This window comes from Pseudomyxococcus flavus (assembly GCF_050038885.1).
GTDB classification, from domain to species: domain Bacteria; phylum Myxococcota; class Myxococcia; order Myxococcales; family Myxococcaceae; genus Myxococcus; species Myxococcus flavus.
Genome location: NZ_CP143624.1, coordinates 4,859,434 through 4,876,892 on the forward strand (window position 1 = coordinate 4,859,434; position 17,459 = coordinate 4,876,892).

General features: G+C 73.1%; 8 protein-coding genes. 2 read left to right on the forward strand and 6 right to left on the reverse strand.

From position 1 onward, the window contains the following. Positions 1-78: 78 nt before the first annotated feature. On the reverse strand, positions 79-1,428 hold the full coding sequence (locus VZL07_RS20360; protein WP_426749209.1) for a sigma-54-dependent transcriptional regulator: 1,350 nt from the start codon (positions 1,426-1,428) through the stop codon (positions 79-81). Continuing rightward, complete coding sequence (locus VZL07_RS20365) at positions 1,425-2,699, reverse strand: sensor histidine kinase (protein ID WP_426749210.1); 1,275 nt, start codon at positions 2,697-2,699, stop codon at positions 1,425-1,427. Before VZL07_RS20365 ends, VZL07_RS20360 begins: the two co-directional genes overlap by 4 nt. 76 nt (positions 2,700-2,775) lie before the next feature. On the opposite strand from VZL07_RS20365, the gene VZL07_RS20370 reads away from it, so the two are divergent. Continuing rightward, positions 2,776-3,927, forward strand: a complete 1,152-nt coding sequence (locus tag VZL07_RS20370; RefSeq protein WP_426749211.1) for a hypothetical protein — start codon at positions 2,776-2,778, stop codon at positions 3,925-3,927. A gap of 14 nt (positions 3,928-3,941) precedes the next feature. Beyond that, a complete protein-coding gene (locus VZL07_RS20375; protein ID WP_426749212.1) occupies positions 3,942-6,110 on the forward strand; it encodes a bifunctional alpha,alpha-trehalose-phosphate synthase (UDP-forming)/trehalose-phosphatase in 2,169 nt (722 codons plus the stop codon). Positions 6,111-6,171: 61 nt separating this feature from the next. On the opposite strand, the gene VZL07_RS20380 is transcribed toward VZL07_RS20375, so the two are convergent. The 4 genes from VZL07_RS20380 to VZL07_RS20395 form a co-directional block, all read right to left on the reverse strand. Further along, a complete protein-coding gene (locus tag VZL07_RS20380) occupies positions 6,172-9,831 on the reverse strand; it encodes a DUF3857 domain-containing protein (RefSeq protein ID WP_426749213.1) in 3,660 nt (1,219 codons plus the stop codon). Positions 9,832-10,009: 178 nt separating this feature from the next. Further along, positions 10,010-10,771 carry an arylamine N-acetyltransferase family protein gene (locus VZL07_RS20385; RefSeq protein WP_426749214.1) on the reverse strand — a complete coding sequence of 254 codons (762 nt, stop codon included), beginning with the start codon at positions 10,769-10,771 and terminating at the stop codon, positions 10,010-10,012. Positions 10,772-10,803: 32 nt separating this feature from the next. Further along, entirely contained in the window at positions 10,804-16,737 is a 5,934-nt protein-coding gene (locus tag VZL07_RS20390) for a flagellar hook-length control protein FliK (RefSeq protein ID WP_426749215.1), read from the reverse strand. 13 nt (positions 16,738-16,750) lie between these two features. Next, positions 16,751-17,368 carry a peptidoglycan-binding protein gene (locus VZL07_RS20395; RefSeq protein WP_426749216.1) on the reverse strand — a complete coding sequence of 206 codons (618 nt, stop codon included), beginning with the start codon at positions 17,366-17,368 and terminating at the stop codon, positions 16,751-16,753. Between the last annotated feature and the right edge of the window lie 91 nt (positions 17,369-17,459).

A 17,459-nucleotide genomic window follows, 5' to 3' on the forward strand; every position in this document is an offset into this window, starting at 1 on the left:
GGAAGGGGGCCTGGAGTCCATTATCGCCGGGAGCTTTCCGGGGTTGCTTGGGCCCCCACATTGTCCGGAGGGCAACGCTCAGGGGATGGGGAGCCCGAGCGCCTTGATGCGCCGGTAGAGGTTGCCCCGATCGACCTGGAGCAGGCGCGCGGCGCCGGCGATGCTCTCGCCCTGCTGGAGCGCGGCGCGGATCAGCTCGCGCTCGAAGTCCTCCACATGCTCGCGGTAGCTCTTGTCACCCAGGGCGGGGCGGCTGGCCATGGCGGCCTGAGGGCCTGCGACCAGCTCCGGTCCGAGCGTCAGGGGCCCGTCGCCCCGGAGCAGGTTCACCCGCTCGATGAGGTTGCGCAGCTCGCGCACGTTGCCGGGCCACGCATAGGCACGCAGGGCGGCCTCCGCGCCGGGGGCGAGCACCACGGGGACCTGGGGCCCGGCGAGCTCCGCCGCGAAGGCCCGGGCGAGGGGGAGCAGGTCCTCCGGTCGCTCGCGCAGGGGCGGAATCTGGAGCGGCATCACGTTGAGGCGGAAGTAGAGGTCCTGCCGGAAGCGGCCTTCCTTCACCGCGCGGGCGAGGTCCTGGTGCGTGGCCGCGAGGACGCGCGCGTCCACGTGCACCGGCATGCTGCCACCCAGCCGCTCCACCTCTTTCGTCTCCAGCACGCGCAGCAGCTTGGCCTGGAGCTCCAGCGGCATGTCGCCCAGCTCGTCGAGGAACAGCGTGCCGCCATGGGCCTGCTCGATGCGGCCCGCGCGCCGGGACAGCGCGCCGGAGAAGGCGCCCTTCTCGTGCCCGAACAGCTCGCTCTCCAGCAGGGTGGCGGGGATGGCCGCGCAGTTGACGGCCACCAGCCGGCCCTTGCGGCCCGACGCCAGGTGCAGCGCCCGCGCGACGCGCTCCTTGCCGGTGCCCGTCTCTCCGGTGATGAGGATGGCCGCGTCGCTGGGCCCCACCCGGGCGATGAGCTGCCGCAGCGACACCATGCTGGGACTGTCACCCACGAGGTGGCCGGGGCGGGCCAGCGCGTCCAGCAGGCGCTCGCGCTCTTCCTGGAGCGCCCCCAGCGCCAGCGCGTTCCGCAGCGCGGTGAGGAGCCGCTCGGGGGAGGGCGGCTTCTCCACGAAGTCCGTCGCGCCCAGCCGAAGGGCCTGCACGGCCTCCGCGGGAGAGGCCTCGCCGGACAGCACCACCACCGGCACGGGGAGCGGGCGCGGCAGTCGCGCGAGCAGCTCCAGGCCCGTCTCGCCCGGCATGCGCAGGTCCAGCAGCATCATCGCGGGCGGCCCCTCGGGCGCCTCGAGCAGCCGGGTGGCCTCGGCCGTGGAGCGGGCCTCGATGGTGGTGAACCCCTCGTCGCTCAACAGGCCGCGCAGGGCCTTGAGGACGCCGGGGTCGTCATCGACGACGAGGATGCGGGGGCCGGGCTTCATGCGGACGCAGGTGGGGTGCGGGGCAGGTCCACGCGCGCGAGCGTACCGCCACCTGGCGCGGGTTCCAGGCGCAGGCTGCCGCCGTGCTCGTGGACGATTTTCTGGGAGATGGGCAGCCCCAGGCCGCTGCCGCCGGGCTTGGTGCTGAAGAGGCCGCGCGTGAGGGCGGGCCCCTCGAGGACGTGCGGGACGCCGCTGCCGCCGTCCCTCACGGTGACGCGCACGCCGCTGGCGCCCAGGGGCTCCAGCGCGACGTGGACGGGCAGGGCGTTCGCGGAGGAGGCCTCGGCGGCGTTCTTCACGAGGTTGCCGAAGAGGCGCCGCAGGCCGTCCGGGTCCGCGCGCAGCGTGGCCTCGGCGCCCGGCAGCAGCGCCACGGGGACGGGCGAGGTGCTCGCGTACAGGGCGCACACCTCGGCCAGCAGCGGGCGCAGGGGCACGTCCTGGAAGCGCGGCGCGGGCAGGCGCGCGAAGGTGGAGAAGCTCTGGGTCATCCGCATCAGCAGGTCCACCTCCTCCTGGAGGAGCGCCACGGCCTCGGTGACGCGGGTGGCGTCGTGCGGCGTGGGCGTGTCCGTCCGGGTCAGACGCGCGAGCGACAGCTTCATTGCGGTGAGCGGATTCTTCAGCTCGTGGGCGAGCGCACGGGCCACGTCCTGCCAGGCGGCAATCTGCTCGGCGGACTTGAGGCGCTCGCGCTGGGAGAGCAGCTCCTGGCCCATCTTGTTGAACTGGCCCAGGAGGAACTGGAGCTCGTCGCGCGGCGGCTCGGGGGCGGCGAGGCGCACGGAGAGGTCCCCGCGGGCATAGGCCCACATGCCCTCGGTGAGGGTGCTCACGGGGCGGGTGAGGGCCCGGCCGAGCAGCACCGCGGCCACCGTCAGCGCGGCGCCGGAGACGAGCACCAACCCGGTGATGAAGGCGGGCACGCGGCGCACCAGCGCCCGCCGCGCCAGCTCCGCCTGCGCGAGGTTGAGCCGCGCCTCGTTGAGGGAGTCCTGGGGCAGCTCGCGCCGCGCCAGCTCCGCCGACACTTCGTCGAGCACGTCCTCCACGGGCGCGATGGACACCGACAGCACGCGCTCCAGCGCGCCCTGCGCCAGCGCGCCGAGCAGCACCAGCGGCACCCAGCCCGCGAGCAGCATCACCGTCAGCAGCCTGCGGCGGAAGCGCGGCGGCGGGAGCGGGAGGTCCGCGTTGGGACCGGAGCCCACCGTGTCACGGGGCGTGCGGGCCTCTGTCGGCGCGGCGCTTGGCATGGGACGGTTCATACCGCATCCACGCGGCGCCGGTGCCCGGGCGGCGCGGTCTCCCCGAGCGGAGGACTCTGGTAGGCTGCGCGCTCCGATGGCTCGACTCCTCGCGTCCTCCCAGGGCTGGCTGTTCAGTCCGGGCGTGGACCTGTCCGTCTTCACCGGCAGCGCGCTCGTGTCCGTGGCGTTCATGCTCGCGGCGCCCTGGCTGGGCGTGACGGGGGACACCCCGCTGTGGGCGTGGCTGCTCTTCGTCGTCTGCGTGGACGTGGCCCACGTCTGGTCCACGCTGTTCCGTACCTACCTGGACCCCGAGGAGCTGCGCGCCCGGCCCGGGCTCTACCTGGGCGCGCCGCTGGCGGCGTATGCCGCGGGCGTCCTCGCGTACCAGGTGTCGCCGGGGGCGTTCTGGACGCTGTTCGCCTACGTGGCGCTCAGCCACTTCGTGCGCCAGCAGTACGGCTGGGTGGCGCTGTATGACCGCAAGGCGCGCGTCTCCACGTGGGAGCGGCGCCTGGATGCCGCGGCCATCTACGCCGCCACGCTGGGGCCCGTCGTGTGGTGGCATGCGAACCTGCCCCGCGGCTTCTGGTGGTTCGTGCAAGGCGACTTCATCTCGGGGCTGCCAGCCTGGGTGGGGACCGTGGGCCTGGGGCTCCATGCGGCGGTGCTCGTCGCGTGGGCGGCCTTCCAGGTCGCGCGCGTGGTGCGCGGTGAGGGCCTGCAGGCCGGCAAGGTGCTGCTGGTGGTGGCCACGTGGGTGACGTGGTTCGGCGGCATCGTCGTCGCGCGGGACGACTTCTCCTTCACGGTGATGAACGTCGTGCTGCACGGCGTGCCCTACTTCGCGCTGCTCTTCCGCTACGCGCGCGGGCGCCTCGCGGAGGGCGGCTATGGCCCGGCCGCGGCCCTGCTGCGCGCGGGGCTGCCGGGCTTCCTGCTGTTCCTCGTGGCGCTGGCGCTGGCGGAGGAGTTCCTCTGGGACCAGGCCGTGTGGCGCGAGCACGCGTCGCTCTTCGGGGCGAGCAGCGTGACGCTCCCGCCGGACGTGCTGGCGCTGGTGGTGCCGCTGCTCGCGCTGCCGCAGGCCACGCACTACGTGCTCGATGCCTTCGTGTGGAAGCCCGGGCGTCAGCCCGCGCTGCTGTCGCGGCTGGGCTGGTCACCGATGGCCACTCGACACGAAGTCCGGCCTTCTGGCACGCCGCACGTTTCGACCATGGCCATTCCCGCCAGGAGTGACTAATGCAGTAAGGGATCATGTCCCGACTCCTACTCGTCTCGAATCGACTGCCGGTCACCGTCAAGGTGGAGAAGGACACCGTCTCCGTGGTCCGGAGCGCTGGAGGGCTGGCCACGGGCCTGCGCCGTCCGCATGAGCGCTCGGGAGGCCTGTGGATTGGCTGGCCCGGGGATGTCTCCCGACTGTCCGAAAGCCAACGTTCGCGCGTCGACGCGCAGCTCGCGGAGCTGCGCTGTGTGCCGCTGACGTTGTCCGCCAGCGAGGTGAGCCGCTACTACGAGGGCTACTCCAACCGCGTCCTGTGGCCGCTGTGCCACTACATGCTGGACCGCATCCCGCGCCAGGACCGCGACTGGGAGGTGTACCGCAAGGTCAACGAGCGCTTCGCGGACCTGGTGGCGAAGCACTACCAGCCCGGCGACACCATCTGGGTCCACGACTATCAGCTGATGCTGGTGCCCGGCATGCTGCGCCAGCGGCTGCCCGGCGCGCGCATCGGCTACTTCCACCACATCCCGTTCCCCTCGTCGGAAATCTTCAGCACGCTGCCGCGCCGGCAAGAGCTCTTGAAGGGGCTGCTGGGCGCGGACCTCATCGGCTTCCACACCGTCAGCTACGTGCGGCACTTCTCCGGCGCGCTGCTGCGGCAGCTGGGGCTGGACACCGACATCGACCGCGTCATCTGGGAGGGCCGCGACGTGCGCGTGGGGGCCTTCCCCATGGGCATCGACGCGCAGGCCTTCGAGTCGCTGGCGAGCGATGCCGGGGTGCTGGAGGAGGTGGCCAATCTGCGTCGGTCCGCGGAGGGCCAGCGCATCCTGCTGGGCATCGACCGGCTGGACTACACCAAGGGCATTCCGCGGCGGCTCCTGGCCGTGCAGCGCGTGCTGGAGCGCACGCCCGCCTGGCGCGGCCGCCTGCGCTTCGTCCAGGTGGCGGTGCCCAGCCGCACCTCGGTGGAGGCGTATGCCAACTACCGAGAGCTGGTGGACGAGCTGGTGGGCCGCATCAACGGCACGTACGGCACGGTGCACAACGTGCCCGTGCACTACCTCTACCGCTCGTTCAACGAGCGGCAGCTCGTGAGTCTGTATCGCGGCGCGGACGTGATGCTCGTCACGCCGGTGCGGGACGGCATGAACCTGGTGGCGAAGGAGTTCTGCGCGGCACGGCCGGACGAGGACGGCGTGCTGGTGCTCAGCGAGTTCGCTGGCGCGGCCGCGGAGCTGGGCGGCGCGCTCGTCGTCAATCCCTACGACGTGGACGCGCTGGCGGATGCCATCGAGAAGGCGCTGGGGATGGCGGAGGAGGACCGTCGCGCCCGCATGCGCACGCTGCGCAAGCAGGTGAAGTCGCGGGACGTGCACTGGTGGACGTCGTCCTTCCTCGACCGGCTCCAGGCCCTGCCCGCGGTGACGGTGCGGAGCGAAGCCGGCGCGCAGGAGGCCCTGGCGCGGATGAAGCAGGCCGAGCACCTGCAACTGCTCCTCGACTACGACGGGACGCTGGTGGGGTACGCCCCCCGGCCGGAGCTGGCCGCGCCCGACGCGGCGCTGAAGGCGCTGCTGGCCAGGCTGGTGGCGCGGCCGGGTGTCTCGGTGAGCATCGTCAGTGGCCGCCCGAAGGAGACGCTGGAGGAGTGGCTGGGAGACCTGCCCATCGGCCTCTATGCCGAGCATGGCCTGTGGTCGCGCCCGTCGCCGGGCGAGGCCTGGCGGATGCTGGAGGGCGTGCGCTTCGACTGGAAGGAGCGGGTACGGCCGGAGCTGGAGTCCTTCTCCACGCGGGTGCCGGGCTCCTTCGTGGAGGAGAAGACGGCGTCGCTGGCCTGGCACTACCGGCTGGTGGACGCGGAGTTCGGCGCCATCCAGTCCCGCGAGCTGCGGCTGCACCTGGCGGAGAAGTTCGCGGGGCAGCCCATCGACATCCTCCCGGGGGACAAGGTGGTGGAGATTCGTCCCCAGGGCGTGCACAAGGGCCGCGTGGTGGGCGAGGCGACGCGCGGGGCACCGCCCGGCGCGCTCGTGGTGGCCATGGGCGATGACCGCACGGACGAGGACCTCTTCGCGTCCGTGCCGTCCGGCGGGCTCACCATCCACGCCGGCAACAAGCCCACGCGCGCGGCCCATCGGGTGAAGGGCCCCTCCGAGGTCCGGGAGCTGCTGGCGGGCCTGCTGGAGCCCTGAGCGAGGCCCTGGCGCCGCGCCCGCCTGGGGAATGGCGGGCGCGGGGGCCTTCCTGGGAGCGCTACGGCGTGGAGGACGCGGTGCGGTTGGCCGCGTTCTGGATGAACACGCGGCGGCCGAAGGCGCGGTCCACGCGGCCGAGGAACTCACGGAACGCGGGGTAGTCGTCCGCGGACACGCGCGCGGTGGTGAGGGCCACCTCGCCCTCGGCCACGAGCTTGCCGCCCTCCAGCCGGTAGCTCAGCTTGATGTGGCCGAACTTCGTCGTCTCCTCCACGGCCTGGGGCAGCTCCGCCACCGTCCAGCCGGGGGGCAGCGTGTAGCGCAGCAGGAAGCCGTTGGTCCAGGGGCTGGACATCACCAGGTCGAAGCGGCGCTGGGCCAGCGACGCATAGGCCTGCTGGTAGGTGCGCCCGGTGCCGAAGGGCAGGAAGCGCATGCCGTTGGGCAGCACCTCCGAGTAGCGCGGGATGCTCATCTTGAAGTCCAGCGCCACGTCGTCGTCCAGGCGGGTGGTGTCGCTCAGCTTCACCTCGTGCACCGTGAGGCCCGGGAAGCTCTGCGCCCAGGCGCGCTCGAAGGTGGACTTGCGCGTGGCCTCGGGGCGGTACGCGCGGCGGTAGTCGGGCGCGTGCTGGCCACCCACCGTGCTGGCGCCGGTGATGTCGGCGCCGCCGTCCGGGCGGAGCGTCACGTCCAGCGACATGCGCGTGGCGTTGTCCGCGGCCTTCGCCTCCGGCGTGGTGAGGAAGGTGCTCTTGCCGTTTGGCTCCACGATGAGCACGTTGGCCACCCGGTCCGCGCTGGGCAGCTCGTTGGCGCCGTGGAACTCGGCCGTGCCGTCCAGGTACAGGTCGAACTTGGGCACGTAGGCGATGGCGTGGTTGAAGGCCGCCAGGCTCGCCGGCTCCTCGCCGATGGAGCCCAGGTTGCGCATGCGCAGCAGCACCAGCCGGCTGTCCACGCCCGCCACCTGGAGCATGGAGTGGATGAGGCTCGCCTTGTCCTTGCAGTCGCCGAAGCGGCGCGCCAGCACCCGGTCCACGCGGTAGGGCTTGAAGCCATGGATGCCGAACTCCAGCGCCACGTAGCGCGTGTTCGTCACCACGAAGTTGTAGATGGCGCGCACCACCGCCAGCTCGTCCTTGCGGTCCACGCCCTGGAGCACCTGGTCCACCGTCTCCCGCAGCTCCGCGTTGGGCTGGAGCTGGTCGCGCACCAGGCCCCACCAGTAGCGGCCCACCTGGTCCCACGTCTGGTACGTGGAGACGTGGAGGTTCTGCGCCACCTCCGCCCAGCCAGGCATGCCCGGCTCCGGCACCACCTTGGCGACGTGCTTCGCGTTCCAGCGGTACAGCACGCGGCCGCCGTCGAGCGCCTCCTGCGCGCTGTCCACGCCGGCCAGCTTGCTCTTGTTCCAGTACAGGGGCCGCGCCTTCGGCATGTCCACCAGGTACTGGAAGCGCACCTTCGGGTAGACGCCCTGCACGCTCTCCACGTCACCCCAGTAGTCCGACAGGAGGTTGTCCTGCGCGGTGTCGTCCAGGCGGTACGTCAGCTCCAGCGTGTCGCCGGGGGCCAGCGAGGGGAAGGAGAGAATCTTGGCGCGGGCGTCGTAGTACATGCCCGTCCACGGCTCGTTGATGTGGCGCTCGTTCTCGCCGTAGCTCTCCACCACGGAGCCGTCCGCCTTCACCACGCGGGCGCGCAAGACGCGCACCTCCTGACGGTCCGGCGAGTAGGTGACGGGGAGGGTGCGGAACGCGTCCACGCCGCGCGAGTTGTAGACCTTCACCACCCGCTGGTGGAGGCGGCTGGACAGGCCGCTCTGCTGGACGCGCACGTAGGTGTTGTCCACCAGGTAGAGCGCGTCCTCATGGACGTAGGCCTCCGCCTCCTTCGCCAGCGCCTGGCCGTCCAGCAGGTACTGCATGCCGGTGCCGGTGCTCTCGCCCTTGAGGGTGCGCAGGGCCTCCTTCAGGCCCGGGTTCTGCGGGCGCAGCGCGAGCGAGCGCTCGAAGGAGGCCAGCGCCGGCTCGCGGCGGCCGGCGGCCAGCAGGGCGCGGCCCTCGCGCTCGTACACCTCCGGCTCATCCGGAGACAGCGCGCGGGCCTCGGCGAAGAGCGCGACGGCTTCGTCCACCGCGCCGTTGCTGGCCTTCAGCTCCGCCAGCCGCACGCGCGAGCCGTTGTCGAAGGGGTTGAGCGTCACCAGCTGCGCGTACTCGCGCTGGGCGGACTCCACCTGCCCGGCCTCCGCCAGCAGCGTGGCGAGCATGTGGCGGGTGCTGGTGTCGTCGAAGCGCAGCGCCAGCACCACGCGCATGCGGTCCATGGTCTCACGCTGGCGGCCGAGCTGCCGCGACACCTGCGCCGCCGCGCGCACCGCGCGGGGCACGCGGGGCTGCATGCGGAACGTCTCCTCCACCAGCGCATGGGCCCTGGGCCGCTCACCGAGCGCCTCGTACGCGCGCGCCAGGAGCAGCCGCGCGTTGACGTCGTCCGGCCGCTTTTCCAGCACCGGCGCCACCAGCGGCAGGACGCGCTCGGGGTGGCCTCGCTCCAGCTCGTGGTCGGCCAGCGCCACGCGCGCCTCGGGCAGGGTGGGGTCGGCGGCCAGGGCGGCCTCCAGGAAGCGGCGGCGCTCGTTCAGGTCGTCTCGCTGCAGCTGGGCGGCGAGCAGCTGGAGGCTGGCGTCCTTGGGCGCGGCCTCCGCGGCGCGCGCGGCCTCCGCGCTGGCGGTGTGCTCGCGCTCGTCATACGCGCGGAAGAAGCCGAGCACGCGGGCGTAGTCGCCGCGCAGCGCCGCGTCCGTCGGGTTCTTCTCCACCAGGGCGCGCATCGCCGAGGTGAGGGTGGGCAGCGGCTGCGGCTGCGGCGCGGTGCCCCGCTCCAGCGCGGGGGCCTTCGCCGGCAGCGTCGTGCGCACCGCGGTCGACTCCTGGCGGAGGTAGAAGCCCAGCGGGCCGGACTCCTGGCACACCTTCACGAGCACGCGGTTGAGGCCCTTGCGCAGCTTCACGGACACGCGCGTCTGGTCCGGGCGCGGCAGGTTGTAGCGGTCCTCCTTCGCCGCGAGCTGCCCGTTCACCCACAGGCGGAACGCGCCCGAGGTGCCCACGCCCAGCGACACGCGCGACTCCTGCGGCGCCTCCAGCCAGGTGACGGCGTAGGCCACGGCCTCGCGGTTGGGGCGGATGGCGGTGGCCAGGTCGATGTAGCCGTCCGCGGTGGTCGCCGTCAGCTTGCGCCACGTGGCACTGCCGCCCTTGGCCGCGGGGTAGGAGGCGGACAGGTCCAGGTTGGCGGCCTCGGGGCCGAAGTCCGTGTCACAGCCGGCCTTGCCCTCGTTGTCGAAGCCGCCGGTGACGTAGTAGTCGCTCACGTAGCCCAGCCACTGCTTCACCTCGCCGGCGCGCACCAGCCGGCCGCGGGCGCGCTCGGTGTCCAGCAGCAGCATCTGCGCCGTGGCGCGGGCGTTCGGGTCCGAGCTGCGGCGGGACGCCACGTAGGCGTAGGTGCTCAGCAGCGGCGTGAGGTCCTCCACCTCGTCCACCAGCGCGTGCATCCGCAGCAGCATGGCGGCGCTTCGGGGGGAGGAGGCCTGCTTCATCGCCTCGGACGCGTAGGCGCGGGCCATCTCATCCGCGGCTGGCTTCGCCTGCGCCCAGAGCGGGCAGGTGAGCACGAAGACTGCGGCCAGCACTGTGAAGCGGGACATCCGTTCTCCTGGGTGGGCGGCTACAATTGAGGGGCGCCAGCCCCGGGCAGGGGGCGTCGACGCGGATGAACAGGCGAATCCTTCCGGGGCTTCCCCTGCATGTGGCCCCGGGCGGCGGACAGGCAACCGAAAACGTCGTGAAGGGTACGATGGAGGATGGAGTGGGGACAGGTGCGTACTACTCGCGGGCAGGAAGGGTGAGGCCGAAGTGCTCGAACAGGGCGCGTCGCATGGCGTCCTCGTCGGGAAGAGGCTGCTCGGTCCGGACCGTCCCCCGGGTGAGGACGAGCATGCCTTCCTTGACGGTGACGCGCCCGTCCGGCGTCAGCCGGGTGCACAGCCGGCGCTGCGTGAAGATGGACTCCGGGGATGTCTGGTGGTGGTGGCACATGCCCTCGAAGTCCTCGAGCCGGCGAGGGATGCGGGAGAGGCGGTACTGTGCCTCCCAGCCGCTGGGGCCAGGGGCGTCGCGCCAGAGGATGAGGTCGTCCCCCTCCGGCGTCAGCCGGTAGCCGCGCCCGGAGCGCACCTGGACGTCGTGGGTGTCGAGGCGCAGGGGCTCGGTGAAGGAGTCACCGAAGCCGACATCCGCCAGCCACCGGTCCTGGCCGTCTTCGACCTGGAGGGCGAGGTGGTCGAACTCGGGGCCATAGGTGGTGCTGCCCGGTGACGTGGCCACGCGCGCGGACAGCAGTGTCACGGGGGAGCCCAGCGCCGTCAGCAGCCGGGCGAAGAGGCTGTTGAGCTCGTAGCAGAACCCGCCGCGCCGCTGGAGGACGACCTTCTCGAAGATGGCGTCCGGGTCGAGCCGGATGGGGCGCTTCAGGTGGATGTCGAGGTTCTCGAAGGGCACGGCCTCCAGGTGGGCCCGGTGCAGCCCCGCGAGGGACTGCTCCGCTCCCGCGCCGATTCGCTCCAGGTAGCGCGCGACGTCGAACATGGACCGACTGTGTCACGCGCGGCGGGGGCATGTCAGACGTTGAAGTGGCGGATGGCGGACGCGGCGGCCGCGTTGCCCACGGGGACGCCCGCGCTGGCCGCTGCCGCCGCCGCCATGGGGGCGCTCCGGGGCTCGAGTGCCCGGACGGTGGCGATGGCCGCCGCCGCTTCTTCGGAAGCTCCCGAGGCTCGCATTGACGCCGAATTGGAGCTGGCGACAGAGACAGACTGGACGATGCCCCCGGCCAGGCTGTTGGCGGCCAGGTCCACCTGGGCGACGGGGATGCCGATGGCCGCCGCGCTGGCGGCCGCCCCGACCGCACGGTCATTGGCGGGGCCACCCGGAGCGAGCTGGGTGACGGCCATGGCCGCGGCGACGGTCGCACACGCGTCCTCGGAAGCGCCCGCGAGCTGGGCCGTCTGCGCCCCGGTGGCCGCGGTGACGACGCCCGCGGCGATGGTTCCCGCCGCTGCATTCGCCGCCGCCGGGGGAATGCCCACGGCCGCCGCGGCCGCGGCGTAGCATTCGGCCGAGGCGGCGGCGGTCGGCAGGGCCAGCGCGTCCGCGGTGACCAGGGCGTCGGCTGCCGCCACCGCCGCGGCGGCCTCCTCACTGGAGTTCATGGCGGTGGCCGCCGCCACCGCGGTGTTGCCGACCGCGGGCACGGCGGCACCGGTGATGGTGGCCGCGGCGGCCTCCGCGGCCGCGGCGGCGCCGCCCACCGCGGCGGTGACGGAGGCGGTGGCGGCGGCGTAACAGACGGCGGCGTCCACGGCCACTGCTGGCGCCGCGCCCGTGGCGCTCAGCACGGAGGCAGCGGCGGCCACGGCTGCGGCGGCGGCTGGCGTGGAGGCCACGACGGCGGCGGGGATGTTGCCGGGGAGGGGGTGGAGGGCGACGCCCGCGAGCGTGCTGGCGCAGACGGTCGCGGCGGCCACCATCACACCCGGCACGGTGGCGGCCGAGGCGGCGTGACAGGTGCCCGCGTCCACGGCGGCGGCCGGCGTCAGGCCCGCATGTGCCACGGCGACTCGCGCCGCGATGACCGCGGCGATGGCTGGGAGCGTGATGCCCACCGTGCCCATGAGGGTGAAGTAGTCCGCTGCGACGGCGGGCCCCGCGGCGATGGCGTTGGCCACCGCGTCCAGGTTCGCGGGCATGGGGGCGCCCTCAACCATGGCGGAGATGGCGGCCACCCTGGCGGCGACGGGCGCCGGCAGGTTCGCACCGAGCGCGCAGGCATGGGCGCCGCCCATGACAGCCGCCGCGAAGGAGTCAATCCCGAGGCCTGTCACCGCGGCGGTGGCTCCCTGGGTGGCCGGAGCGATGGTGCCGGGAAGCAGGGCCACGGTGGCGTTGATGGCATTGGCGGGAGGCTCTCCGCACGTCGCCGCCACGGCGGCCAACACCGCGGCCAGGTCCGCGATGGGCAGGGCCAATCCGGCGGCAATCACCGCTTGACGGGCCTCCGTGACCGCCGCGGCGGCGGAGGCAGGCACCAGCGGACCGACGAGCGCCGCCGCCGCCATGGTGGGGAGGCCGCCCTGGACGACGCGTGCTCGCTCCATTCGCGACGGCCACCAGGCCGTGAGTGCCGCCCTGACCGCGGTGGTGCATGCCGTCGTGGCCCGGGCCGCGGCGACGCCTTCCGCGCCGGCTGCCGCGAAGGGCACGGCGGCCCGAGCCGCGCGGGCGGGCGCCACGCTCCGAAGCGCCGCTCGCGCGGCGGGAACACCCTGCCGGCCGAGCTGGGCGGCGGTGACCGCGGCGGCCGGGGGCGCGGTGGCTGCCGCCGCGGCGGGGACAATGCCGCTGGCGCGGGCCACGGCCGTGGCAGGAGCCACGCCTCCCGCCGCGGTTGCGCTGGCCGCTGCGACTTCCGCGCAGCCGTGGCAAGCCCGGGAGAGGGTCCCCGCGTTGGCGGCGATGGGACGCAGCGGGCCTTCGTAGAAGGGCGCCAGCTCCCAGCCCAGCGCCAGCGGCCCGCGAGGGCTGTTGTCTGGCTGGGCGCTCTGGTCCGCGTGGATGCTGGTGTTGCGCCGGAAGTCCCAGCCTCGGCGGCGGTACTTGTCGATGGCGAGGTGGGCTGGATGGCCCACGCCTTGTGAGGGGTAACGGTGCGCGAATGGCGGGGCCGCCGCTGCCCCGCCCGTCTGGAGCCCGACGCCATAGGAGTAGCCGATGCGGTTGGCCGCGGCGTGTGGATGCCCTGCCGCGGCGGGGGCCCCCGCTGCCTGGCCACTCTGCGCCGCGCGCGCTGCCTCGACGACAGCGGCCACCTCGTCGAAGGTCGCGGCAGCTCCGAGTGCTGCCAGTGCCGCGGAAATCTCGACCACCGCCGAGGGAAACTGCGCCAGCGTCTGACCGCGTGACACCATCGCGTCCAGCACCACCTCCGGGGACACGGGGACGGGCGCGAAGGCGTTGACCACCGTGATGGGGACGTTGCCCGCGTCGATGGGCGCGCTCTGCGCGAGCCCTGGCGCTAGCGCTGCCTGCACCCCGGCGAGCGGTGGGTTGGGAATGGCGCCGACCGCCGTGACGAAGTAGGCGTGCGTCGCCGGAGGAAGGTTCGGGATACCCGCCATGGCAAGGGCCCCTGCTGCTCCCGCGGCGCCGGCGAAGATGCTCACCCGGGCCCCGGCGGCAATGCCCGTGGCAACCGCTTGGGAGACGGCGCCCCCCGCGGTGATGCTTCGTCGTACCGCCACCGCCGCGGCGACGGCCTGCAACACAGGCTGAGGTGCTCCCGGCCGTGCGGCATGATGCGCCCGTTCCACCGCGCGTCGGGCAGAGGTGATGTGGGCGGCGAGAGGCGGCGCCGCGTGCGCGCCGACCGCTGCCGTGGCGGCGCGGACCACCTCCGGTCCTCCTGGGACTGCCGCCACGGGGGGGAGCCCGGGGACCAGGGCGACCCCGCCGCCCCCCAGCGCGCCGGTGACCGCGCCCCATGCCAGGGCCGTGGCACCCGCCAGCGCGGCCGGGAGCGCTGCGCCTCCGGCCACGTTGCCGAGGAGCGTGAACTGCGCCTGCGGTGTGCCTGGCGCGCCTGCTTCCAAGACGACGGCCGCCGCCGCGGCGACGCTCACCGCGACGGGAGCAGCGCCCAGGTTCGACGCGGTGTCCGCGGCCAGCGCCGCGACCGCGGCGAGGCGCGCCAGGTTCGCGGGCAACGGCAGCGGGAGCGCGGCTGCCGCCGCGGCTGCCGTGGCGGTCCTGCGGATGTTGGAGGCGGGCAGTGCCGCGGCCGCCGCATGGGCGACCGCCGCCGCGCGGGTCGGCAGGGTGTTGGGCGCCCATGGAATGTTGGCGGGGTTGAGCGCGTTGGCGCCGACCTTGTTGGAGCCGTGATGTGTCGCGGTGAGGCCCACGACGACGGGCGGGTGGGCCACGATGGCATAGGGAATCGCCACCGCGGCAGCGGGTGCCCCGCCTACCGGCGCGGCGAACGGGCGCCGCTGCGCGGGGATGAACTGGTAGTTCACGTCCCCGGTGAGGAGCACGAACCGCTCGTTGGCGTGGTACGGCGCCTCGCCCTGGAGCGTCGGTGGTAGCGCGGGCGCGACGGCGTTGCAGACGGCCACCGGGTTGCCGACGTTGACGGCGCGGGCCACCTCGCCATCCAGGGACAGGCCAGGGATGGCGGGGAGGAGCGGAGGGACCTGCGTGCGCGCCACGGCCCACACCGCCGCTCGTACCGCTTCGGCACCGCCCACCACCGCGGCGACGCCCGCCGTGCCCGCCGCCGTCGCAATGGGGCTCGCGGGCAGGGCCGCGGTGATGGCGCCTTGCACGTTCGTCAGGGCCACGTCTGGAGCGCTCAGGGGCGGCAGCGGGGCACCTCCAGCGGCCGCCGTGCCAATGGCGGTGAAGGTCGCGGGGGCCGTGCCGGGGGCGCCGTTCTCCACGATGATGGCCGCGCCCGCGGCAGCCGCCAGCTGCTCGAGGTTGCCTCCCGCGAGCGCCGCGGCGTCAGCGGCCAGCTCCGCGGCCCTTCCTAGTGCCGTCGCCGTGGCGGGCGCGAGCCCCGGCTGGGCCACGGCCATCGCCGCGATGACCCGTCGCTGCCGGACGGTGAGCCCCGCGCCCGGCCCACCCGGGCCCACCGCGGCACGGGCGGCGGCGGACTGCTGCCGGGCGAGCAGCGCCGCGGGATTGGGATTGCCTCCGCCGGGCTGCATCGCCGCGAGAAAGGCTGGGAGCCCCGCGACCATGTTGGGGAGATTGGGGCCGCCGAAGGCCGCGCCCACCCAGGCCGGTGGAGCGCCTCCGCCAATGGTGACGAGCCGGCGTCCGGCGCCGCCCAGGTTGTTGGCGTCGGTGGCCAGGGGGCTCGCGGCGACAGCGCCCGCCCCCGCCGCATCCCGCACGCAGACGTACACGGCGAGGCCGGAGTTGTTGCGCGGGTCCGAGCCCGAGGCGAGCGGGTTCTGGTTCTGGTCGCGGTAGTTCCGCTCGACGAAGCCCCAGGGAAAGCGCATGTGGCTTCCTCCGGGACGATTCCAGGAGCTCGGCGTGCCGCGAGGGTTCGCGGCCGTTCCAGGCCGTCCCGAGGCCGTCCAGATGTAGAACTCGCCGCCGTCGTGCACCACGCGTGCGATGGTGTCGCGGCACACGGCGGTCCCCATGTGTTGCTGAGGGGCGAGCCATCTGCAACCGAAGGACGCCGGATAGAAGCGCCCCAGGTCGCAGTGGTCCATGTCCCAGTGGGACAGGATGATGAGCGGCCCGTTGCACATGCAGGGGCCCGCGCAGTGGCCCTGGGGAATCATGGGGAACGTGGACTGCTGGCCGTTGGCCGGGCTTCCAAAGTCGTAATAGACGATGGCGCGCCCCTGGTTGTCGTACAGCACCGAGCAGGCCCCCTGGCCCACGTTGAACAGCCCCACGAAGGGCGCGAACGTGCGGTTGGGGTCCGACGCATCCATCGGATTGGGCGTGCCGTCACCCACGTAGGCCTGCGCCGTGGGCGGCGGAGCCAGGGGACGTGCGCGCGCCGTGCGTTCCCGGAAGGCCACCCGCTCGCCAGACGGCAGCGGTGCGCCCGCGCCAGCGAGCGCGAGGCCCGGTGGTGGCGGCATCCAGTCGTCGAAGAAGTCCACCACCTCATCGGTGATGGCGCGCACCTGTCGGGACATCCGCTGGAGGGCGGAGCGCATCCAGTCAACGAGCCCCGGGGTGGCGGTGCGGGCCGTCACGGGAATGGGAATGGGCGCGGAGGGAATGCCGAAGGGGTCCTTCAGCGGCGTCTCGGGAAGGGGGCCGCTGCCTCCCGGTCCACCGGGCCGGGGCGCCGGCGGCAGGGGCGGCGCGGGGAGGGGGAAATGGAGGGCCTTGAGCGCGCCCTGCGTCAGCGCGCCATTCGAGCGGTCCTCCACGCGGACGAACCTCCGCATCCAGCGCTCCACGGGAGGGGCGTCCGTGTCCGGGGTGAAGCCCCGCACCATGTGGACTCCGGAGCGCCGCACCTTTCCACCCCGCACGAAGTCATCGTCCGGGCGGGTGCTCCCGGCGCCGGCCTGGAGCTCCAGGTGGAACCAGTCCGTCTCGTAGAGTCCATCGCGCAGCGGGTCTCCGGGCGCGAGCTCGAACTCGAAGACGGACACCGGCGCGTAGTCCCTGCCGCCGTCGATGACGCGGCGGAGGAACCAGTAGTAGACGACATAGAAGATGTTGAGCTGCTCCAGCGTCAGCGCGTCGTAGAAGTCCTCGAAGCGCCGGCCGTTGATGACGGCGTTGAAGAAGTTGAGGAAGTCGCCCGGGGCGAACGTCTTCTCCAGCTCGCTCCAGACCCTGTCCATCCACTCGGCCTCGACGCACTCCAGCCGCAGGTAGAGCGGGTCGTCGTCTTCGCCTTCCGCTTCCGTGACGAAGGCGTAGTAGCGCCCCGGGAGCCGGATGTTGAGCGTGTTGATTTCACCTCCGCGCGCGACGTGTCCCAGGCGGGGGCGCTTGGGGGCTGGCACAGCAGGCTCATGCTCAGGCACCGTGGGCCTCTCGCAGCGTGTCCAGGGTGGTCTCGTCCACGGTGCCGCTGGGCATCAGCCCGTGTTCGGCCTGGAAGCTCGCGACCGCGGCGGAGAGGGCTTCCGCCTCCGTGGCGTCCTCGTCCAGGAAGCCCAGGTTCACCAGCCGCGCGCGCAGGCCTTCCTCGGTGCCGACGGGCTGGAGCGTTCCCAGGGACAGCGCGTACTCCTCGCCGTCCACCTCCAGCTTCGCCTCGCGAGCCCCCGGAGGAATCCCGCATTCGATGAGGCCCTGGTCGTTCGTCTCCCCCTCGTGGACGACGTTGCCAAGGGTGAGCCGGTAGGGCACCCGGGCCCGGGGCGCGCCATTCTCGTGGAGGCGCAGGCGGAAGCGCTCGGGAATGCCCTTGAGCTTGAAGGTGTGGGTCCTTCCCGTCGCGCAGGGGACGGACCGCGTCTCCTTGTCCGGGAGCGTGACCACGTCGCCAGGCTTGAGGACGTGCGGACTGGTCCGCTCGCGGCGAAGGGATTCGTTTTCGGGGGACTCCCAGACACGCTGGGGGTTCAGGCCGTGCGCGTGGGCGATGCTGGAGACGCAGTCTCCTTCCTGGGCTGTATACGTGCGTGACATGGCGAGTGGTGCGCGCCAGTGCAGCACGCGTGCCGTGCGAGGCCAAGCGAGTATCCTCGCCTCGCACGGCGCGCATCAGCCCGAGCGCGTC